Below are 21100 nucleotides of genomic sequence, written 5' to 3'. Positions count from 1 at the left end.
ACGACTGCTCCTGCGGGCGGAGTCTACGAACATGTTCTCGCGTCCACTTCACAGCGGCCAACCTGAGCGGGCGTACGCAGTGCGGAGGGCGCCTTCACGACCTCGCAGCTCGGGGGACCGAGGCAAGATCGAGGCCAATCGCTCGCGGTCCTTCTCCTGGGCCAAACAGCTGTGTCCCACGCGTCAAGCCGTACCGAGCGACGTCGACCCCGGCGAATCCCGTGTGATGGTGAGCGGGGGTCGTGTTCGGGGTCTGCTCGTCGGAGATGTGCTGTTCAGGGCGATTGTCAGTGGTGGCTGGTTGGATCTGGGCGTCTTGACGTGCGAGGGCTGGAGGCCAGCGTGAAGGATCTGTACGAGCGGCTGTTAGCGGCGGCGAGCCTGCGCTCAGCGGATGGCGCGGTGCGGGTGGCGGCGGAATATGAACCGGTGGGCGGTGGGGGGACGCCGGTGTTTCCGCCGACGGTGAAGCTCGCTGCCACCAACGCGGCCGGGTACCTCACCGAGCCGCGGTACGTGGACGGCGAGCAGGTGGAGGTGGTGCTGCTGGACCAGCGGCAGTCGCAGGCCAACCGGTGCGAGACGGCCCTGCTGGGGGCGATCGGCCGGGGCGAGGTCTTCATCCCGCACCTGGCGCTGGTGACCGAGGCCGAGGGGGTGCCGGTGCGGGTGACGAGCTTGGAGGCGCCACACCGCTCGCGGGACGCGTACTTCCGCGACGCCGTCCACTCGGACGGTCAGCCGTTCGACGCCACCGGGCCGGGGGCGGAGCTGCGGGCGGCGAGCGCGCTGGACTTCGGTGCGTACCTGCGGTCGGTGCCGAGTGATCTGGCGTACGGGGTGTGGGACTCGCACCGCAAGCGGCGGATCCAGGTCAAGATCCCCCGCGCCTACACCTCGGAGATGATCGGAGTGTCGCCGCTGGTCGGGGTGCGGGCGGCGGGCCGCTTCGACCAGCTCAACCTGCCGGGCGAGACCGTCGAGGTGACCGAGGCGGGCTGGGCGCCGATGGAGGGCGGCAAGCCGGCCAAGGGCGCGGGCAAGGCCAAGCTGTCCGAACTCGGGCACGGCATGATCCCGCCGTCCGAGGGCCTGGGCGGGGTGTCGGTGAAGGCCGTGCAGCGGAACGCGACGCTGAGCATGGCCCAGCTGGCTGCTTTGCGGTTCGGTGACGTTAGTGAGGAGTTCGCGGCGGCGGGGCGGGCGTTGGTAGCGGCGATCGCGTTGCTGGGGGACCGGCTGGCGTTCGCGGCTCCGGCGATCCGGCTGCGGTCGGGCTGCGACCTGGTGCTGGTCTCGGAGCGGCGGGAGTGGGTGCTGCGCGGGAAGGACGGGTGTCCGGCGGTCGAGCCCCTGGAGGTGGCCACACCGCAGGATGCCGTCGCGCTGTTCGAGATCGCGGTGGACCGGGCGCGCAAGGCCGGGCTGGAGTGGCCGGACGAGCCGTTCGTGGTGCACCCCAACGCGAGCCTGCAGCAGGCGATCGCCAAGTCGTACGTCGTGGCCGGGATCGGCGAGGCGGAAGGCGAGTAGCACGATGCCGTTCAGCGTGACAGTGCACTTACTGGAGCCGTCGTATCAGGCATCGACACTGGACCGGGGGCGGGCGGAGTGGCCGCCGCATCCGGCCCGGATCTTCTGCGGACTGGTGTCCGTGGCCGACCCGGAAGACCCGGTACAGGACGCGGCGCTGCGGTGGCTGGAGCAGCAACCCCCGCCGAAGGTCCGGGTGCCGGCGCGGACCGCCGAGGCCGACACAGCGCGCACTGCATGGGTGCCGACCAACGCCCCCACCCCCAAGCCGGGGCATGCGGTGCTGCCCGGGCGCACCAACGGGGGGAAGCCGAAGTCCTGGCCGCAGCGCACCCTGGCACAGCCGGAAGTGGAGTTCATCTGGGAGGCCGAACCGCCGATCGGGGTACGAGCCGTTCTGGAGGTGCTGGCGAAGGCCGTGCCCTATATCGGCCGGGCCAGCGGCCACGCAATCGTCCACGCCGCCGTCACCCCCGCCACCGGCGACACAGACGGGGACGAGGAATGGCTGGTGTGGGCGCCGCTGGCCGATGATGTCCTGGCAGCGGGCATGGAGGCGCTGCGGGTGCCGTATCCGGGGTATCTGGAGCGGCTGCGTGCGGCGTTTGGGCAGGGCCAGCCAGCCTGGCAGCAGGCCCGCTCCCACCGGTACGCGGTCACCGGCTGGCCGGATCCGATGGACGAAGAGGCGGTGCCGGGACCGTTCGCCGACCTGATGGCCTTCGCTTTCCCCACCGGGCTGGCCCTCGATCCCGGCCTGACCATGGCGGTCACCGGGTCCCTGCGCGTCAAGCTGCTGGAGTTGTTGGAGCAGGCGGGGCACGATGTGGATCCCATGGTGGCCGTCCACGGCCACAAGACGCCGGATTTCACCGGCCGTACGTGCGCGTACCTGGGGCTTCCGTTCGTTGGCCACGAACATGCCGACGGGCAACTCCGTGGCGTCGGCGTTGCCCTCCCGCACGACCTAGACCCCGCCCACCGCCGCGCCGTGCTCGCAGTGCTGCTCCGCGCCGGAGGTGGCTTGCGGAAACTCTCCGTCCCCACCCGGGGAAGGCCCGTCCCGCTGACCTATGTCGGTGCCGCCGCGCCCGCCGTGAAGCCGTTGCAGTCGGTGCGGCCGGAGACCTGGACCCGGAGGTCGCGGGGGTGGGCGACGGCGCTGCCGATGGTGCTGGACCACTTCCCCAAGCGCAACGGCCGCGAGATCGAGGTGTCGGTGGCCAAGAGCTGCCGCATGGCCGGCCTCCCAGAGCCAGCCCACATCCAGGTGATGCGCCGAGGCGCGTTGTTGCCCGGCGCCCGGGACTTGCCACCGTCCGCGCTGCGCCGTAAGGACGGTGAACGGCCGCTGCCGGGCCGCCATGTCCGGCTGTACTTCGACCAGCCGCTGGCCGGACCGGTGGTGCTGGGCAGCAAGAAGAACTTCGGTCTGGGCCTGTGCTTGCCCACCGACCCGACGGCGGGGGAGACGCGGTGAAGAAACTCGACCTCGACGACTTCCCCGACTTCGTCCACGACGTGTTCGGATACGGTCCGTTCCCCTGGCAGACCGACTACCTTCACGCCGTCGCCGGTGGCGCGCCGTGGCCGGACCTGGACGTCCCCACCGGGCTGGGGAAGACGAGCCTGGTGGACATCTGGGCGTTCCTGCTGGCCTGGCAGGCCGATCACAAAGTGGCGCGGACGGTGCCGTTGCGGCTGTTCTTCGTCGTCGACCGACGCCTGGTCGTTGACCAGGCCCACCAACACGCCCAGCACCTCCGGAAAAAACTCCAGGACGCGACAGCGGGAACACTCCTCGGCCGGGTGGCCGCCGCCCTGCGGCGCCTGGGCGGGGAGGAGGAGCCGCTGGAAGTGGTGCGGATGCGCGGCGGCGTGGACTGGGCTTCGCGCTGGCTGCGCTCCCCGGCCCAGCCGGCGGTGGTGACCGCGACGGTGGACCAGTACGGCAGTCGCCTGCTGTTCCGCGGCTATCACACCAGCCCCCGGATGCGGCCGATCGACGCCGCGCTGTGCGGCATCGACGCCCTCCTCGCCCTGGACGAAGCCCACATCGCCCTACCGCTGCTGACCACGGCTGCGGACTGCGCCGCCTACCAGGCCACCGCAACCGACCCAGCCCTGGCCGGACGGGCGGTGAAGGTCGTTAGCCTGTCGGCCACCGCCACCACCGGCCCCGACCGCCCTCGGCTGGGGATCAGCGACCGAGACCGGGGGCACCCGGTTGCCGGGCCCCGCCTGAACGCCCGGCGGTACGTGACCCTGCTGGATGCCAGCACTTCAGCGAAGAACGGTACGGCGGGCTTCGCCCGGGCTGCCGACCTTGCAGTCGACGCCCTGCTACCGGTGGTGAGGCGGCCGGTGATCGGCGTGATCGCCAACACCATCGTCGCAGCCCGTACTGCCCACAAGCTCCTCGCCGCGCGGGGCGATGTGGACACCCTGCTGCTGATCGGCCGCTCCCGCAGCGCCGACCGGGAACTCCTGTTGCGCAGCGCGCACTTCACCGAACTCCTCAACGGCGTGAGGCAGGACCGGGCGCGGCCGTTGGTCGTCGTGGCGACCCAGACGGTCGAGGTCGGCCTCGACGTCTCGGTGGCCGGAATGATCACGGAAGCGTCCTCAGCCGCGTCGATGATCCAGCGCCTCGGGCGGCTCGATCGCAAGGGCGAGTACGAACTCGCTCCCGCGATCGTGGTCCGCGCGCACGCGCCCGAGAACCCGGCGGAGATCCCCGTCTACGGTGCGGCAGCCGCCCACACCTGGAACTGGCTCACCACCCACACGTTCGTGCTCGACAAAGCTGACATCACGTCGGCCGAGCTGCAGGAGGCACTGGCAGCGGGACTGCTGGTGAACCCCACGACGCTGCCCACTCTCCTGAACGGCACCGACACCGAGTCGCTGAACGTCGCGGCGCCGCGCATCCCGGTCGTGCACCGCACGCTGCTGGACTCCTGGGCCCGCACCGAACCCACCCCGATCCCCGACCAGCCCACCGCACCCTTTCTGCACGGCCTGGACACCTCACCGGAGGACGTCCAGCTCCTGTGGCGGGCTGACCTACCCACCGATGCCGCCAGCCGCCCGGACTGGGAACGGTGGACGGCCCGGCTCGTGCAAACCCCGCCCCACCCGGTCGAGACCGTCGCCATCCCTGCCCGGCAGTTACGCCGCTTCCTCACCCAGCCCACCGCCGCCGACGTGCTCAGCGATCTGGAAGGCGAAGCAGAACCCGCCGAACCCGAACCCAAGCCGTCACGGCGGCCAGCAGACATGGCACCGGCCCTGCGCTGGGACGGCCCGGAAGCAGCGTGGGTGCCGGTCACCGGCCCGAACGACATCCGGCCCGGCAGCACCATCGTCATGCCCAGCACCTACGCCGGTCACGACGCCTACGGCTGGACCGGCACCACCGGCCCTGCGGTCCCCGACCTCGGCGACTTTCCCCCACACCCGGCCCTGACTGCGACCCGTATCGACGCCGGTCTTCTGGCCAACCTCGCCGACCTGGACGAACCGCTCCGCGAAGCATTGACGCGGGCAATCAACACGGCGATCACGAAACTGGAAGCAGACGAAGAAGAACAACCGCCCACCGAGGTCATCCACCATCTGCTGGACCACCTGATCGGCTACCTCCCCGAAACACCGAAGCAGACAGCATCCCCGGGACGGTTCACCGGCCTGGTCCGCGAACGCCTCCTCCAACTACGTCTGATCCCGAAATGGGATCTCGCGGCAACCGCCCGGTCCGCACAGACCGGGCACGTGGTCATCGAACCCGACGACCCCGCCCGCCTCCTGCTCACCCCACACCACCTGGACGACAGGCGCATGGAGCGCACGGCAGGGATCGGCGACGAGGACGCCGACGCCAGCTCCCTGACCCGCCAGGTCTCCCTCGCCCAGCACAGCAAAGCCGTCGCCGCCCGCGCCGCCACCTACGCCGCCCGCCTCGACCTGCCCGCCACTCTCACCAACGCAGTCGACACTGGAGCACACGCCCATGACTGCGCGAAAAGTCACCCCCGCTTCCAGATCATGCTGTGTGCCGGCGACCGACTGCTAGCCGAATCTCTCTCCGAACCCCAGGCCAAGTCCGGTATGGACCCCGCCGACTTGCAGGCCAGACGCCGCGCATCCCGCCTGGCCCGCTGGGATCCCGGGCTGCGGCACGAAGCCCTCAGCGCCGCCGCGGTCAAACAGTGGCTCGGCACGCACCCCGAGCAGACCGCCGGCCTCGACCCGGACCTCATCACCCACCTGGTCGCCGCTCACCACGGATACTCCCGCCCCTTGCTCCCCTCGGTCATCGATACCGACCCGGTCGAGGTGACCTGCGTCATGCCCGACGGCCAACCGGTCACCCTCAACAGCACGGCAATGGGCGTGGACTGGGACGGCCCAGAGCGCTTCGCCCATCTCAACCGTCGCTACGGTCCCTGGGGACTGGCCCTGCTCGAAGCCCTGGTCCGCCTCGCCGACATGACCTGCTCCGAAGAAGGCAGTTGACACCCGTGCACGAACTCGAACTCCCCGCCCTGCTCAGCAACAGCCCTCTCGGCTTCCTCGCCGCGCTGGGCGTCCTCGAACTCACCACCCCCGCCCTCCAACAGCCACCAAGACTGTCCTGGCGCGGCCCGGCCGCACCCGCCGTCCTCCACACCCATCCGCCCCTCACCCACCACGACCTCGCCGGCATCCTCCACGACCAGCTCCGCAGGACCCGCCAAAGAGCCCCTCAAGCTCGTCCCCGGGATCCTCAGCCTCCCCGCCACACGGCCCCCGGCGCCCCAACGAAGCCCTGCGCATGCCGATCGACCTCGCCCTCCAACGGCTGCGCACCCACACCCACGCCGAACGCGAGACCGGTGACCCCACAGCCCGCTGGTTCACCGCCCTGGTCAACCAGCTCTGTATCTCCCCAGCCAAGGACAAACGGAACAAGGCGACGCCTACCCCGCCGAAGCCGGAGGAGGCGACGTGGTACACCACCACTACCCCCCTGTTCGCCCCCTCGGGGCAGATGACCCTGGCCAACAACTGGGCCAAAGCCGCCGACCACTGCCGCCGCGACCCCACCCACCTCCAGGCCGCACTCACCGCCTGGACACGCATCGACGGATACACCGGCGCCAACCTCGACTACCACTCCACCGGCGACGCCCACATCGTCAGCAACGGCAAACCCTCCCAACAAGGCGTCCCCGGAGCCACCTGGCTCGCCCTCCATGGTTTCGCCGCTTTCCGCCTGACCGGCGACACCAAACGCCCTCAGGCCACCGGCTGGGAACGAGGCCCTGACGGCCCCGCCCTCACCTGGCCCATCTGGCACCACCCCCTGACCCCAACCGCGATCACCACCCTCCTCGAACACCCCCTCATCCGGAATCGAACCCGCGACGCCGCCAAACTGACCAACCTCGGCGTCGCCGGCATCTACGCTGCCCCCCGAAGCCGCTTGGCCAACTCCTACGGGCCCCTCCAACCAGGACAACTCACGTACCCCTAACCGCATCCCAGCGAGATCGGAACCCCGAGTACATACGGAATCCCCACGCCGCGCCGAAGCAAGAAGCCCGCTAATCCCCCATTGTTCTCCCGGGATCGGACTCACCATGGTTGTGCTACGCAGTACCAGCAGGAAGACGGTCTGCCTCTGCGGCGACCTGCCGCAGCACTACTACGGGTCGTTGAGCATCCACGCGCCGACGATGGTGTCCCCCTGCTCTGTGGCGACCCGCCGCAGCACCACTACGGGATGTATCCGGCGCCCACCAGGCCCACGGTCATCGCGACTGCCTCTGCGGCGACCCGCCGCAGCACCACTACGGCTTGCTCGTCATCAGCAGGGCACAGGGGCCTCCTCCGCTGCCTCTGCGGTCTCCGGCCGCAGCACCACCACGGGCCGGCGGTACCAGCCATCGCGGAGTCGGACTCCTTCTGTCACTGCGGCCAGCAGTCGCAACATCACTACGGGTTGTTGTTCAGGACCATCAGCAGGGGCGGGAACCCGCTGCCTCTGTGGCGATCCGCTGCGGCACCACTACGGGATCAGGACCGCGTCATGAGTGGGAGGTGACGGTCTCGCCTGCCTCTGTGGCGACCTGCCGCGGCACCACCACGGCATTCTTTCCAGGGCCTCGAACAGTGGCCCAAGCGGATCTGTCTCTGCGGCCAGCGCCGCAGCACCACCACGGCCCCTCCAGCAGCAGCTGACCCGTGGGCATGTACGCGTACTGTCTCTGCGGCCGTCGGCCGCAGCACGACTACGGCATCAAGCCCGGGGAGGAGCTGCCCAGCGCGGTGTTCTGCCTCTGCGGTCGGTGGCCGCAGCACCACTACGGCCACAGACAGACTGGCGTACCGACCAGCCCAGTCTTTCGCCTCTGCGGTCTCCAACCGCAGCACTACTACGGCGACTACTCTGTCTCTCGCCGACGGCTCACCGGTACAAGCTGCTTCTGCCGTTTCGGGCCGCAGCACCACTACGGCTGCACGAAGAGCACGGGAGCATGCCGAGAAAGCCGCTGCCTCTGCGGTCGTTCGCCGCAGTATCGTTACGGCCCCGAAGAGTTCTGTACGCCGGGGGAACAGGAATGGCTGCCTCTGTGGTCTCTGGCCACAGCACCACTACGGGATTGCGGAACGGGGGGACTGGCCCTGGCTCGGCCGGGCTGCTTCTGCGGCGACCTGCCGCAGCACCACTACGGGTGGGCATGGATCGACGAGCTGACCGCGCTGGACGCCTCTGCTTCTGCGGCGACCCGCCGCAGCACCACTACGGCGTCGTCAGCACGATGTAGGGGTTGAGGAAGCTCACGCTGCCTCTGCGGCGACCCGCCGCAGCACCACTACGGCCGCGTCATGCCGAAGCGGCAGGCCCTCAAGAAGGTGCTGCCTCTGCGGCGACCCGCTGCAGCATCACTACGGCACCCCGCTCATCCTCTACACCGTGATCGGCGCCGTCTGTCTCTGCGGCGACCCGCCGCAGCACCACCACGGCATTGATTCCAGGGCCTCGAACAGCGGCCCAAGCGGATCTGTCTCTGCGGCCAGCGCCGCAGCACCACTACGGCCCCGAAGAGCTCTGTACCCCGGGCGAGCAGGAATGGCTGCCTCTGTGGTCTCGTGACGATGTGGGGTACCCCTGCGGTCTCTGGCCGCAGCATCACGACGGGCATCGAACGGCTTCGGATCTGACAGGCGCGGCTCGTCGCAAGGAGTACGCTCCGTACAACCAGCCGCTTCGGCTACCGGGAAGGCTGTCTCTCGGCAACGGGTGAGCGACCCCAGATGCGTTAGCGTTGCGGGCAGAGTGGACCGCTACCCTTATCGAGTATCGACAAGGGTAGCCAGGCTCTGCTCGTGCTGGGACGGGACCAGGCGAACGGCAGGGGAGCGCAAGGGGAGCGCGGACGCCTTTGGACGACATAGACAGGGCATCACACATCAGCACACTGCATGTGCTCTGATCAGGCAAAACAAGACTTGGCGGCACGCAGCAACACCGCGCGTCATGAGCGCTAGTGTGCTCGTAATGCGTAGGTCTCGGGTTCGAATCCCGAAGGCGGCTCCATGGTGAACCCCAGGTCAGGCCTTTGACCTGGGGTTTCTTCTTTTTGCTGACCTTGGAATTCAGGCTAAACGGACACTCGTGGTCTACGCATCGCAATGCGTAGGTCTGAGGTTGACGGCCAGTGGTGATTCCGTTCTGTAAGGCTGTGAGCTGGCCTTTTTCCCCTCGCTGTCCATCCGCCTCGGTCTGTTGGGGCCGGCGTGGTGGCCATTTGGTGGCCAAGCGTGCAGACCGGCTCCCGATCAGCCCCGCAACTGAAGGTACACGGGGGAACGACTGTTGTGGCATCTCGACAATCGCGCGTTCAACCTGCTCCTCGTTTGACACGAACGCGCGGGGCCCTGTCCCACCGGCGACAGAGTCGGCGTGGTCCTGAAACCGAGAGCTTCCACGGCGGGCTTCAACTTGCCCTTCCCTACCTCCCTGCGGAACCGGCTGTAGGCGTGGAGATTCCCGTCGGGCTCCTCGACGAGTTGGTTGGGCTCGTTGAACTGGTGGCCGGGTGCGTCGAAACGGACGGGTGGAGTATCTGCCCCTGTGGCGAGCAACACGAGCAGGGGGACATTGACCGCAAGGTCGCGGTCGTCATGCGCGGCGACGCCGACCTCGCGCGGGTCCTGCGGTCCCGAGCAGACCCGTAGCCGTCGCTCGTAGGCCGAGCCCATTCTCTCGGCGAGGCCGATGCTCACCTACTTCTCCGTCGGATACGCCGTCACCGTGCCGGTTAGCCAGGCGATCCGAGCCCTGCCCGAGCAGGTCTGGCATCCCGTACGGGTGCGGCTCGCCACGATGATGACGAGAATCGCGAAGACGATCGGCAGCAGGATGTCGGGGGGAAGATAGCCGCTGATTCCCGGCGGCTGGACGATGGTCGGCTGAGTGACCTCGGGCCGGGCGAAGGCGGACTCCGGGGTCGGCAGGCCGCTCGTGTCGGTGAGCGGTGTGGGGCCGGCCGGAAGCGGCGACGGGTTCCCGAACGCGGTGGTCATGGCGGTGAACTCCTCGTGGCGGTACGGGGGTCGAGCGAAGTGGACACCAAGAGATAGGTCGGCGCCTGCCGGAAAAACCACGCGCGTGAAGGAGACGGACGCGCCGGCCTCGGCGGCGCTCAACGGGACGCTGGAGACGAGCTGTTGGGTGCCCCAATGTCCGCCGGGGCCTTGGAAGCGCCGCTCGTGCACGAAGCCCTCGTCCTTGAGTTGCCGTTTGGCGCGGGTGAAGGCGCAGGCGCCGGTGCTGGCGCGTTCGGCGGTACGGGAGAGGGGTTCGCGCGCTCCCTGGGGGGAGGGAGAGTTGCCAGGTGAGGAGGCGGACGGCGTCCGAGGAGAGGAGGGGGTGCTGGATGATGTCGTGGGAGAGCTGGGTGTAGGCGCGTGGGGGCGCGATATGGTGCCGGTAAATTACAGTGAGCAGTGTGCATCGTGAAGTTGCTGGTCATGGGTCTGGTGTGCGTGAGGCTTGGGAGGCTCGTGCTGGTCGCGGGCGGATGACTTCGGTGTAGATCACCGGTCAGCGGGCGATTTCACGGTTCGTCAGGACCAGCAGGGCCCTGACCAGCGTGGTCGCCCACTTCGGGTCGGTGCGGACCTTGCCCAGGACCCTCCAGTTCTTCAGGTGGGCGAAGCCGTGCTCGACCGGGGCGCGGACCGCGGCCAGCGCCTTGGTGGACAGCTTCTGACCTCGGGTCAGGGGTCGGTTCCGAGCGGCCTTGTAGCCAGTGATCACCGCCGGGTCGGTGTCCGGGCCGCTGTCGTCGAGGCCGATGAAGCCCAGGTCGGCGATCGCAGCAAGGCCGGCCGCCCTCAGGTGGGCGGTGAGCTTGTCGTGACGGGAGGCGGTGATCTCCGAGGTACGTCCGGGACGTGCGGCGGAGACCCAGAGCAGCCGGCCCTTGTCGTCGGTGAGTGCGATCACGAGCAGGCCGTGGCATTTGTGCTTGCCGGAGTAACTCTTCCGGTTCGCCGTGCCGGAGCGGTGTCGGGTGCGGATCAGGGAGCCGTCCAGCAGTACGACTCCGCCACCCGTTCGGACGATCTTCTTCAGCGCCCGGTCCAGGCGCGGGGCGCGGGTGGCCAGCAGGCCCACGACTTCCCGCACTCACCGGGTGACGGTGGTGCGGTGGATGCCGTTGCCGCCGGCCAGATCGCCGGGCCGCTGGTCACAGCGCAGGACCGCCAGCACGATGCCGGCGATCTTCCCGGCGGGCAGCGCCCGCCACCGCGAGCCGATCTTCTTCAGATGGCCGCGTATCAGGTCAGCGAGCCAGTTCAAGGTCGCGCTCGACAACGGCAGGCGGGCGGCGCAGACAAGGCCGTCGGGGCCCTCGGCGTGAGGGTTGTTTTTCTTCACACCAAACTCAACTGCCGCCGGGGGCTCTCCAGTTACGCCGGTACGGCGTGCTCCACCGACACGGCTACGGGCGTGCAGGGGCGCCGGCCTTCGTGGCCGTGCCGGTGGCGGCGCGTATCGGCCGGTTGCCGGCCGAGAAGGTCAGCCGCCGCGCTTCAGGCGTACGACGACGGGGGCGCCGAAGGGATCGCCGGACTGGTTGACCTGGACGTGTCCGGCCCCCAGCCAGTCGTCGGTGCCGGGCACTCGGTGGATCTCCTCCAGCCACAGCGACTGGTTCGACCCCTTGCGGGCACCGGTCGACAGCGGCAGGCGGTGGCGCTTGATCTTCACACACCGGCCGTCGTCGGTCAGGTACCAGTTGCCGCTGAGGAACAGGCCCTCGTCGTCCTGACCCACCGGGATCCGCAGAGTGCACCCGCCGGGCGCGGGCGGCTGCTCGACCCACTTCGAGCCGTCCCAGCGCAGCCGGATGTACTCGTCCGCGGGTTCGTCCTCGACCTCGCCGTGGTTGAAGGTGTTCATGCCGTACGCGCGCACCTCACCGCTGTCGAGCGCGAAGACCTGGCCGAGGCTGGCGCCGGGCTCCGGCGGGATCGGCTCCTCGAAGCGGGCCTGTGGAGTCTCCACCGACGTCCAGGACGTGCCGTCCCAGTGCATCGAGGCGGGCTGGCTGTACCGCTCGCCGTGGCCCAGCTCGGTGCCCGGCCCGGTCGAGCGGCTGCCGACCGCCCAGACGTCGTCCGGTCCCGCCACGGCGAGGTCGGAGGCGTCGTACGGCAGCCGGGTCGTGGTCCAGGACGTGCCGTCCCAGTGCTGGGCGGTCCGCTCGCCGTCGAGGGCCCAGATGTCGTCCGGGCCCGCGGCCTCGAAGTCCCTGACTTTGCCTGGCGGGGGGTTCGGCACCGCGGACCAGCGGGTGCCGTCCCACTGTGCCCAGGGGTTCACGCCGGTGCGCTGTGCGGAGGTCTGCGGCCGCAGCCACAGTGCTTTCTCGCCGACTTCTTCGAACAGTGGCGGGTAGTCGGTGGTGCCGAGAGCTTCGGGAAGGGGCTCGCGCTTCCACTGCGTACCGTCGTAGTGGAGCAGGTGGGCGTTGGCCGTGCCGTTGTTCTCGGTCCCGACCGCCCAGATGTCGTCCTCGGCCAGGACGGCAACATCGGCGAGCTTTCCGCTGAAGTCCGCGATGTACTCGAACTCCCAAGTGAGGGAGCCCGCAGCGGCCTTCGGCGGGGCGCCCTGGCCGCCGGATTCCACCGTGGCGGCGGAGCCAGTGGTGCCGGTGCCGGAGCCGGCCGGATCGGAGTCCGTGCCGCACCCCGCAGCCGTGAGCAGCAGGGCAACCACGCAGAGACGCGCTGAGATGGCGGCAAGGCGGCGGGGTGGATACATGTGGCAAAAGCCTGCACGGTGCGACTTACGAGCCGGTAACGGCCGGGTCCGGATCGCGCCTCAATCGATCGGAGCACTTCAGTTGGCGCGTCCCGTCAGGTGTGGCGTCCGCCGCGGCGGTGAGTACGGCGTGCCGCAGGCGCAGTGCGTCCCGGCGGGCCAGTGCGTCGGTCAGGGTGCCGTCGGGGCCCATGTCCACCGTGGCGTTCGTGCGGTTGATCCGGCGGATCAGTGCCTCAAGCTCCGTGAGCACATGATCTGTCTCGGCCAGCAGCTCCGTCGCGTCCTCGGCGGGCGTCTCGCCAGGACAGACGCGGAAGGCGGCACCACCACGCGGATCGGCCAGCCGCAGCAGGACCGCTCAGCGATCACCAACTCTTCCCGCTCCGCCTGGACTTCCTGAAGCTGTTTGCCCAGCTCCTCGGCCAGCGCGTCCAGCTCACTCCGGCGCGCCGTGATCCGCTCCAGCTCGGACATCCCCGTACCCTCCCCTCGATCTGGTCGCGTATCCGCACGGTGACGGATCGTAGGCGGGCCCTCCCGGCAGGCGCAGCAGAACCCGAGAACCGCCCCGGCCGACCAGTCAGACGATCTTCACCATGGACACCAGCCGCCGACCAGCGCGAGTAGCTCTCCCGTTCCTCACACCAGACCCGTGACCAGCAACTTCACGATGCACACCACTCAGTGGGAGCCCCTACCCCCACTGGTGGTTCAGGCCTTCGCGAACGATTGCAGCCGTTGCGGGGGCCGTCTTCATATACATGTGCTGTTGGGGTGACCGTACCGTACGGAAAGTACGCATGTGGATGCGTTGAGTGAAGAACCCTTTTCGCGAAGCGTTCACTCACGAGGGCGCCGCGAGGTGGCCTGCAGGACCAGCGCGCTCCACGAGATCTCCGCGCGTCCCTGCAGGTCGGGCTGTTCACGCACCGCCAGTGGGTCGAGGCCGACCCGGCGCCCCAGCCGAATCGTTTCGGAAAGCGGGACGTCGAACATCCGCCGCCCGGAGGGGGCGGGACCGTGGCGAAGGGTGATGAGCACACGCCCCATCGGGGACAGCAACGACCGGACGCGCGTCATGGCCGCCTCCCGGTCTCCGTACTCCAGGTGCATCCACACAGCGACGATCAGAACGAGATCGAAGGGACCGTGCACTCCGGGAAGTCCGGGCAGCGCGCTGTCGATCCATTCGATGGGCACGTCCGCGTGCAGTCGCTTACCGATCTCGCGGAGTTCGGGCGTCGGTTCGACCGCCACCACCTGGTGGCCGAGCCTGGCGAGTGCCGCTGCATCCCTACCCGAGCCCGCGCCGAGATCGGCGACCCTGCCGGGAGGGGGCGGAAACAGCGGGAGCACCTCACCGTGAACCTCCTGGAAGGAGATGCTCTCGTACTGATACGGCAGCTGTAGATAGGTCTGCCGGTGCTCGTCGCTGCTGTTCAGCGGCTTGAGGGGGCGGGCGTGAGCATGAGGACGGCCGCCTTGATCATGACGTGGTGTGACGCAACATCAGAACGAGACGGCCGCTTCGGCCACGGTAGGCCACGAAGGCCACGAGATCGCGTTCGAGGGCCTGTTGGCTTCGTTGTCCGGCTGCTTCGCCCGCTGTGAGACCCGGGAGACGTTCGCGCGGATGGCGCGGGGCATGCTGATGGAGCTCGAGGACGTCAACTGCTGGAGCCTGGCCGAAGCGATCGGTGAGCGGGGCCCGCACCGCCTGCACCATCTGCTGTCCCGTGCGGTGTGGGACGAGGAGGCGGTACTGGAGAGGACCGCGACCTGGGCCGTGGGCCTGCTCGACGACGGCGACGGGATCCTGATCGCGGACGAGACGGGGGACGCCAAGTCCTCGACCGACGCGGTGGCCGCGGCCCGCCAGTACTCCGGCTCGGTCGGCGGTGTGGATCTGTGCCAGGTCGCCGTGCACCTGACCTTCGCCTCGTCCGCCGGGCACTGCCTGATCGGCCGGCGCCTGTACTTCACCCAGGAGTGGGCCGCCGATGAGGAACGCCGTGAGCTGACCGGTGTCCCCGACGAACTGTGCTTCGCCACCAAGCCACAGCTCGCGGCGGACATGCTCCGCACCGCCCAACGGCAGGGCATATCCGCCTCGTTCTTCCTGGGGGACGAGATCTACGGAGGGCGGGAGCTGCGTACCGCCTGCCGTGAGCTGGGCCTGGGCTACGTCGTGGGAGTGCGCTCCAATCACCAGGTCACCACCGGCCCCGTGAAGCTGAGCGTGGCCAAGGCCGCCGCCCGGCTGCCGAAGCGGGCCTGGCAGCGGATGCAGACCGGTTCGGGGCAGAAGGGCGTACGCGACTACGACTGGGCGATGATCGAGGTCACCGCCGACGACACTCCCGAGGGACACGACCTCGACGCGGGGACCTCGGTGCTGCTGGTCCGCCGACACCGCTACACCCGCACCGTGTCCTACTACCGCTGCTTCGCTCCGGGGCCGGTGACCCTGGCGAGACTGGTGTCACTGGTGTGTCTCAGGTGGCGGGTGGAGGACGACTTCCAGGACGCGAAAGAGATCTGCCACCTCGACAAAGGCCAGGTCACCTGCTGGAACTCCTGGCACCGCTGGAGCGTGATCACCCTGGTCCCCTACGCGTTCCTGGCCACCGCAGCCGCCCTCGAACGCACCGCACAAGCCACCCGCGACGATCCCTGCGAGGCCGACCTCGTCCCCCTCAGCAGCCACGAACTCCTCCGCCTGCTGCGGGCCTTGATCCTTCCGTCGCCCAGACGCGACCGCGACCACCTGCTGTGGTGGTCCACCTGGCGCCGACGGCACCAACACCGCGCCCGCCTCTGCCACCGCCGCTGGCACGCCTACGCCGACACCACACCATGATCAGAAAGGTTCAGCAACGGCTATCTACAGCTGCCGTATCCACGCCAGTTGATCACCAGCAACCGCAACGAGCCGTCACCGCATCAAGCAACGGATCTTGAAGACACGTCACTCAAGCGGAAACGCACCCTGGGTGGAATCACCTGATCGAGGTCAACTGAGCCGCTGACGGACCAGTTCAGGAACTCGGTCTCACCTGGGACGCCCGCCAGAACGTCGCGCTGACGGAGTGGCGTTTCGCAGGCAGTTCCCTCAGCTCGGTGGACGGGTCTCCGCCGGGCTGAGTCGAGTGACCGGCGCGACGGCTCCGCCCGGCCCCACTCTCGTTCTGGCTCCGACGGCGCTTGGCCTGGGAGCACCTACACCGGCGTGCGTAGTACGCCGAGCCCGTAGCCGCTGTCGCCGTGGAAGGCCGACCGGACCGGGTTGGGAGGCCGAGTACTTCTCGCAGGCGTGCATCAGCAGCGAGACCACCGGCGTCACCAGCAGGCCCACGGCGACGGTGGACGCCTCCGCCCACGCGCAGATCTTCTACCGAGGTTCGGACGGCGCCGCCTGGCGGGTCGGCCAGCGCGCCGACTACGACAGCTTCGAGACATCGGTGTCGCTCGGCGGCCAGATCCTCGACCACCCCACCGCCCTCCTAGCCCAGGACGGCCGCCTCTACGTCTTCGTCCGCGGCGCGGGCGGCCCGAAGTCCCTGTGGGTAGCACCTCAGCAGCAGGAGAACCAGCCCGCCTACGGCACGTTCCAGGACCTGGGCGGCAGCATCGGCACCGCCCAGGCAGTCATCGCCAACAGCGAGAACCTCCTCTACGTCTTCGCACAGGGCGCGGGCACCGCGAAGAGCCTCTGGCTGATGCGCCAGGTCTGGGCATAACCCCCGGCCGGACGGCGCATCCGTCCGGCCGGGCAAGTGAGTAGCCGTTGTCTCACCGGTCATGACCGGTGAGACAACGGCTACCTGTTTCGATCAACGCTGCCGGTGCGCGTCAGGCATGTGTGTCGGGAGAGGTCTCAGTTGAACGGGGGTTGCCTGCCTGGAGGTTGACGGTCACGTGGGTCAGGTCGTGTTCGGCGGTGACGTGCAGGGTGGCGCCCGCTGTCACTGGGAGCGGCGTGCCGAACGTCTGCGCGGCCTGGTGCCAGTGTGAGGGTCGGCCGGGCTGGTTGCTCAGTTTGATGTCGTTGCCGAGATCGAGTTCGAACCACATGACGGCGGCGTTCGCGGTGCCGTTCGCGGTGGCAGGCAGATCCAGGTGCTTGGACTGCGAAGTGGGCGGATTGGCGAAGCCGAAATCGAAGAGCGGGAACGCGGGGGTGAGTCGGGTGTGGACGAGGCGGTCGACCCGGCACGGGAAGTAGTTCTGGGTGGTGGCCAGATTGAAGGCTGTGAGGTCGAAGCCGTCCACCATGCCGACGTTGTTGAGCCCGAACAGGTCCTCGCTCTCGATGATCTGTGCCCAGAGCCGTCCGCCCGCGGGGACGAGGCGGGCACCTGGGGTGAGGAGCTCGCGCTGGGCGTGCTCCAGGGCCGGCAGGGCGAACTCGCCGGGCAGGCCGCAGTCGAAGACCTCGGCGCTCAGGACGTCTGCCCTGCGCGGCAGGTCGCGGCCGACGACGAGTTCCGTGGACGGTTTGGGGACCACGGTGATCCGGTCGCCGTAGCCGTTGGCGCGGACCACCCGGTCGGCCAGTAGCGCGGTGACCGGGTTGGCCTCGCAGGTGATGACCTGCGCGCCGGCGCGGGTCGCGATCAGCGCGGTGAGCCCGCCGCCGGTACCGATGTCCAGGACCAGGTCGTCGTAGCGCACGGTCTTCTCGATGGCCTCGCGAAAGGCCTGGTTGCGGACCTGGTCGTTCATCATGGCGAAGTGCCAGCAGGGGACGGCCTCGCGCACGATCCGGTTTCCGCCGCCGAGCAGTTCGGCCGGCATGGTGTCGCTCATCCGCGGGTGTCCTGCCCGGACAGGGAGCGGTCCAAGACGCAGGCCCCGCCGATCCAGGTCTGCCGCACCGCGATGCCGGGGAGTTCGATCGGTGGAACGGTGGTCGGGTCGGTGGCCAGGACGGCGAAGTCGGCGCACTTCCCGGGTTCCAGGGAGCCGGTCTCGTGGTCACGGTGCAGGGCGGCGGCCCCGGCCAGGGTATGAGCGCGGAGCCACTGCATGACGGTGAGGGCTGTGTCGGTGCCGCCGAGGACGGTGCCAAGGACAGTGCGCCGGTGAACGGCGGCTGCCACCGCCTCCAACGGGGAGGGCCAGGCCACGGGCGCGTCCGAGCTCAGCACGTAGGGAGCGCCCGCGGCCTGGAACAGGCCGGCGGGGCTGTAACGGTGTGCGCTCTCGCCGATGGTGTCCAGCACCCAGTCACCGGTGTACCAGTTGTGCTGGGGCTGGAAGACCGCCCACATGCCCAGGTCGGCCATCCGCTTGATCTGCGCGTCCTCAGGCAGCGCGCAGTGTTCGACCCGGTGTCGGACGCCGGGGCGGGGCAGTTCGTCCTGGGCGCGTTCGACCGCGTCGATGGCCATACCGATGGCGCAACCCGAAGCCGTTGACCACCGCCTGTCCCGCCGCGCCCAGCGATCTGCCCGGTATCCGGGGCTGCGTCAACCTGGGGCTGCCGTAGACGGTGATGTCCGGCGCCGACCAGCCGGCGGCGGTCATCCGGGCAGGGTCTGGGTGATGCGCCACAGCCGACGGGGGAGGTCGCCTTCTTCGAACGCGTGGATCTCGTCCAGGCTCCAGCCGTCGGCGAGGGCGTCGACCAGATCGCGGGGGAAGAAGTGCACGGCGAACCCGCCGTGTTCGTGGATGTCGTCGCCATGGGCGGTGCCGGCGCCGTAGTGGGCGTCGCCGGTGTGGCGGACGGTGTAGACGAAGACCCGCCCGGCCGCACGACACGGCGGATCTCGCCGACCGCCGTGTGGATCTCCTTGGTGGACAAGGCCATGCACAGCAGCATGTGCGCGAAGCCCGCGTCGACCGAGTCGTCCGGCAGCGGCAGGGGCTCACGCACGTCGTGGACCATGGTGGTGACCTGCCCGGCGATGCCCTGGTCCCGGGCGGAGCCGCGCAGCTGCTCCAGGGCGACCGGGCTGAAGTCGGTGGCCTGCACGGTGAAGCCCTCGCGTGCGAAATACAGGGCGTCGCGCCCGTGTCCGGCGCCCAGCTCCAGCACAGTCGCCCCGGCCGCGCGGAAGGCGGTGGCGGCGTGGACCGCGGGAGCGGAGGGCTGCTCGCCGTACATGCCAGGGTGGGCGGCGTACGTCTGCTGCCAGTGCGCCCGCTGGGCCTCGCCCAACTCCTGCCCGTCGTCTGCCACGGCTGTCCGCCTCCCGATTCTCTGCGCAGTCAGCCTAGGCGCCGCCGCCAAGCGGGACAGTCCACGATCTCCTGAATTCAGGATGTCATGTACTTTCGCCATGTGCTGACTGTTGCCTCTGACATCGAGGTGCTGGCCCGCTTCGGCCGCGCGCTCGCCGACCCGATCCGCTGCCGGCTGCTGCTCGCGCTGCGCGAGGCCCCGGCCCACCCTTCCGATCTCGCCGACGCCCTCGGTGTCTCCCGCACGAGGCTGTCGAACCACCTGGCGTGCCTGCGGGACTGCGGTCTGGTCGTCGCCGTGCCTGTCGGTCGCCGCACCCGCTACGAGCTGGCCGATGAACGCCTCGGGCACGCGTTGGACGACCTGCGCAACGCCGTGGTGGCGGTCGAGGCGGACCGGACCTGCCCGGACGCGGAGACGGAGGGCTGCTGCTGATGGCCGCGACATCCCTCGGGCCGTCCCCGGCCCGGCGTGATGCGCTGGCACGCCGGATAAGCCTGCTGGTCGCCGCGACCATCTTCTACAACGTCATCGAGGCGATCGTCGCGATCACCGCGGGAACGATCGCCTCTTCCACCGCGCTGATCGGCTTCGGCATCGACTCGGTCATCGAGGTCTCCGCCGCCGCCGCGGTCGCCTGGCAGTTCTCCGCCCGCGAGCACGCGGCGCGGGAGGCGCGGGAGAAGACGACGCTGCGCGTCATCTCGGTGTCGTTCTTCGCGCTCGCCGCGTACGTCACCGTCGACGCGGTGCGCGCCCTGACCGGCGCCGGCGAGGCCGACCGCTCCATCCCCGGCATCGTGATCGCCGCCCTGTCCCTGGCCGTCATGCCGTTCCTGTCCGCTGCCCAGCGCAAGGCCGGACGCGAACTGGGTTCCGCCAGCGCGGTCGCGGACTCCAAGCAGACCCTGCTGTGCACCTACCTCTCCGGCGTCCTGCTCGTCGGCCTGGTCGCCAATGCGGTGCTCGGCTGGTCGTGGGCCGACCCGATCGCGGCTCTCGTCATCGCCGCCATCGCGGTCAAGGAAGGCCGCGACGCGTGGCAGGGCAAGGGGTGCTGCGTGACCTCGGCCGTCTCGATCCCGGTTCCGCGCCAGGAAGCGGATGCGTGCGGTTGCGGCTCGGGATGCGACTGCTGCTGAACCGCAGGTGGCCGGTCGCTGAGGTTGATCAACCCGTCAGTCGCCTAAGTCATCGGTCGCATCGACGGCCCCGAATGCTCCAGTGCTGGCAGAAGCCAGGACTGGAACGGGGCCAGCGCGGCCAGGACCAGGAACACGACACCGACCGCCGTACTGAACACCGGTCCCAGCCGCCACAGCTTCTCGACGAAGATGACGACCGTGAGTCCGGCCATCGCCGCGATGTTCATGGTGCCGAGCGGTACAAGGACGATCATGAGGCCCCAGCAGCAGCCCACGCAGTAGAGCCCGTGGTGGGCCCCGACGCGCAGATCGCGGGCGTGCGACCGGTAGCCGGCGTAGCGCACGAGTTGGCCCATGGGGCTTCGGCAGTGGCGCAGGCATACGTTCTTCAGCGGACTGAGCTGATGAAGTCCGGCGAGCAGAAAGGCTCCGGCGCCGATCCAGCGCCCGGCGTCGGGGTGGCTGTCGACCAGGTTGCCGGTCACCGTGAGGATCCCGTACACCACGAGTCCGAACACCGTCCAAGCGATCAGGTATCCGCCCACGAACTGGGCGGTCCGCGCTGCCCGGACGGCGCCGGACGACTGACGGCCGATGGCCCGGACCCAGGTGATGGCCACCGGCGACACGGACGGGAACATCATGGCGGCCATCATGATCACCCAGAGCAGCAGGAACAGCGGCAGGCCGAGGCCCATCGTCCCCGGCCCCATCTCCGTGCCATCGGCCTGCCCGACCACGAGGAGCCAGGCGAGCAGGGCGAGCAGCAGCATGAGGGGCCAGGCGATGGTCATCTCCCGCACGGGGAGGAGATTGCCCGGCCGCATGGGCGCGGAGAGGGATGCCCGGTTACGGAACACGCTTCCAGGTCACCACAGAAGGCGGCCGCCTGCGAGGCGTCTG

Annotated in this window: 16 protein-coding genes and 3 pseudogenes; 8 read left to right on the top strand and 11 right to left on the bottom strand. The window is 69.3% G+C overall.

What is annotated here, in order from left to right:
* Nucleotides 1-342: 342 nt before the first annotated feature.
* The 4 genes from cas7u (at nucleotide 343) to E4N62_RS18425 (ending at nucleotide 7051) form a co-directional block, all read left to right on the top strand.
* Nucleotides 343-1533 (top strand): type I-U CRISPR-associated RAMP protein Csb1/Cas7u, encoded by a 1191-nt coding sequence (cas7u, locus tag E4N62_RS18440; protein ID WP_230215706.1) that lies wholly within the window; start codon nucleotides 343-345, stop codon nucleotides 1531-1533.
* 16 nt (nucleotides 1534-1549) lie between these two features.
* On the top strand, nucleotides 1550-3013 hold the full coding sequence (gene csb2, locus E4N62_RS18435; protein ID WP_230215704.1) for a type I-U CRISPR-associated protein Csb2: 1464 nt from the start codon (nucleotides 1550-1552) through the stop codon (nucleotides 3011-3013).
* The gene (cas3u, locus tag E4N62_RS18430) at nucleotides 3010-6051 is read left to right on the top strand and encodes a type I-U CRISPR-associated helicase/endonuclease Cas3 (RefSeq protein WP_230215702.1); all 3042 of its coding nucleotides are present in this window, start codon (nucleotides 3010-3012) and stop codon (nucleotides 6049-6051) included. Before csb2 ends, cas3u begins: the two co-directional genes overlap by 4 nt.
* A gap of 298 nt (nucleotides 6052-6349) precedes the next feature.
* Nucleotides 6350-7051, top strand: a complete 702-nt coding sequence (locus E4N62_RS18425) for a hypothetical protein (protein WP_230215700.1) — start codon at nucleotides 6350-6352, stop codon at nucleotides 7049-7051.
* A gap of 2309 nt (nucleotides 7052-9360) precedes the next feature.
* On the opposite strand, the gene E4N62_RS18420 is transcribed toward E4N62_RS18425, so the two are convergent.
* The 6 genes and pseudogenes from E4N62_RS18420 to E4N62_RS18390 form a co-directional block, all read right to left on the bottom strand.
* Nucleotides 9361-9807: a hypothetical protein gene (locus E4N62_RS18420; RefSeq protein WP_230215698.1), complete on the bottom strand. Its 447-nt coding sequence runs from the start codon at nucleotides 9805-9807 to the stop codon at nucleotides 9361-9363.
* On the bottom strand, nucleotides 9808-10299 hold the full coding sequence (locus E4N62_RS18415; RefSeq protein WP_230215696.1) for a hypothetical protein: 492 nt from the start codon (nucleotides 10297-10299) through the stop codon (nucleotides 9808-9810).
* Nucleotides 10300-10627: 328 nt separating this feature from the next.
* A pseudogene (locus E4N62_RS48745) lies at nucleotides 10628-11467 on the bottom strand (transposase family protein).
* A gap of 141 nt (nucleotides 11468-11608) precedes the next feature.
* Nucleotides 11609-12814 carry a hypothetical protein gene (locus E4N62_RS18400; RefSeq protein WP_230215690.1) on the bottom strand — a complete coding sequence of 402 codons (1206 nt, stop codon included), beginning with the start codon at nucleotides 12812-12814 and terminating at the stop codon, nucleotides 11609-11611.
* Nucleotides 12815-12962: 148 nt separating this feature from the next.
* Nucleotides 12963-13169, bottom strand: a pseudogene (locus E4N62_RS48740) (DIP1984 family protein); the annotation flags it as partial.
* A 533-nt stretch (nucleotides 13170-13702) separates the two neighbouring features.
* Nucleotides 13703-14218: a class I SAM-dependent methyltransferase gene (locus E4N62_RS18390; RefSeq protein ID WP_230215688.1), complete on the bottom strand. Its 516-nt coding sequence runs from the start codon at nucleotides 14216-14218 to the stop codon at nucleotides 13703-13705.
* 142 nt (nucleotides 14219-14360) lie between these two features.
* Here E4N62_RS18390 and E4N62_RS18385 point away from each other — a divergent pair, with 142 nt between their 5' ends.
* Complete coding sequence (locus E4N62_RS18385; RefSeq protein WP_230215686.1) at nucleotides 14361-15722, top strand: IS701 family transposase; 1362 nt, start codon at nucleotides 14361-14363, stop codon at nucleotides 15720-15722.
* A 502-nt stretch (nucleotides 15723-16224) separates the two neighbouring features.
* Nucleotides 16225-16602 carry a hypothetical protein gene (locus E4N62_RS18380; RefSeq protein ID WP_230215684.1) on the top strand — a complete coding sequence of 126 codons (378 nt, stop codon included), beginning with the start codon at nucleotides 16225-16227 and terminating at the stop codon, nucleotides 16600-16602.
* A 112-nt stretch (nucleotides 16603-16714) separates the two neighbouring features.
* On the opposite strand, the gene E4N62_RS18375 is transcribed toward E4N62_RS18380, so the two are convergent.
* The 4 genes and pseudogenes from E4N62_RS18375 to E4N62_RS18360 form a co-directional block, all read right to left on the bottom strand.
* Nucleotides 16715-17671 (bottom strand): 50S ribosomal protein L11 methyltransferase, encoded by a 957-nt coding sequence (locus tag E4N62_RS18375; RefSeq protein WP_230215682.1) that lies wholly within the window; start codon nucleotides 17669-17671, stop codon nucleotides 16715-16717.
* Nucleotides 17668-18255: an amidohydrolase family protein gene (locus tag E4N62_RS18370; RefSeq protein ID WP_230215680.1), complete on the bottom strand. Its 588-nt coding sequence runs from the start codon at nucleotides 18253-18255 to the stop codon at nucleotides 17668-17670. The genes E4N62_RS18375 and E4N62_RS18370 overlap by 4 nt, the downstream gene beginning before the upstream one ends.
* A 132-nt stretch (nucleotides 18256-18387) precedes the next feature.
* Nucleotides 18388-18681, bottom strand: a complete 294-nt coding sequence (locus E4N62_RS18365) for a hypothetical protein (RefSeq protein ID WP_230215678.1) — start codon at nucleotides 18679-18681, stop codon at nucleotides 18388-18390.
* Nucleotides 18663-18974, bottom strand: a pseudogene (locus E4N62_RS18360) (class I SAM-dependent methyltransferase); the annotation flags it as partial. The gene E4N62_RS18365 and the pseudogene E4N62_RS18360, both read right to left, overlap by 19 nt.
* Before the next feature lie 177 nt (nucleotides 18975-19151).
* Here E4N62_RS18360 and E4N62_RS18355 point away from each other — a divergent pair.
* Both E4N62_RS18355 and E4N62_RS18350 read left to right on the top strand, forming a co-directional pair.
* Entirely contained in the window at nucleotides 19152-19487 is a 336-nt protein-coding gene (locus tag E4N62_RS18355; RefSeq protein WP_230216293.1) for a helix-turn-helix transcriptional regulator, read from the top strand.
* Complete coding sequence (locus E4N62_RS18350; RefSeq protein WP_230215675.1) at nucleotides 19487-20194, top strand: cation transporter; 708 nt, start codon at nucleotides 19487-19489, stop codon at nucleotides 20192-20194. The genes E4N62_RS18355 and E4N62_RS18350 overlap by 1 nt, the downstream gene beginning before the upstream one ends.
* 44 nt (nucleotides 20195-20238) lie before the next feature.
* Here the strand turns inward: E4N62_RS18350 and E4N62_RS18345 are convergent, their stop codons facing one another.
* Complete coding sequence (locus tag E4N62_RS18345; RefSeq protein WP_268269568.1) at nucleotides 20239-21024, bottom strand: DUF2182 domain-containing protein; 786 nt, start codon at nucleotides 21022-21024, stop codon at nucleotides 20239-20241.
* Nucleotides 21025-21100: the final 76 nt, after the last annotated feature.

It is taken from the genome of Streptomyces sp. MNU76 (assembly GCF_020982545.1).
Lineage (GTDB): Bacteria > Actinomycetota > Actinomycetes > Streptomycetales > Streptomycetaceae > Streptomyces.
The sequence above is the reverse complement of the archived record's forward strand: the minus strand, read 5'-3'. Positions and strand labels throughout refer to the sequence as shown.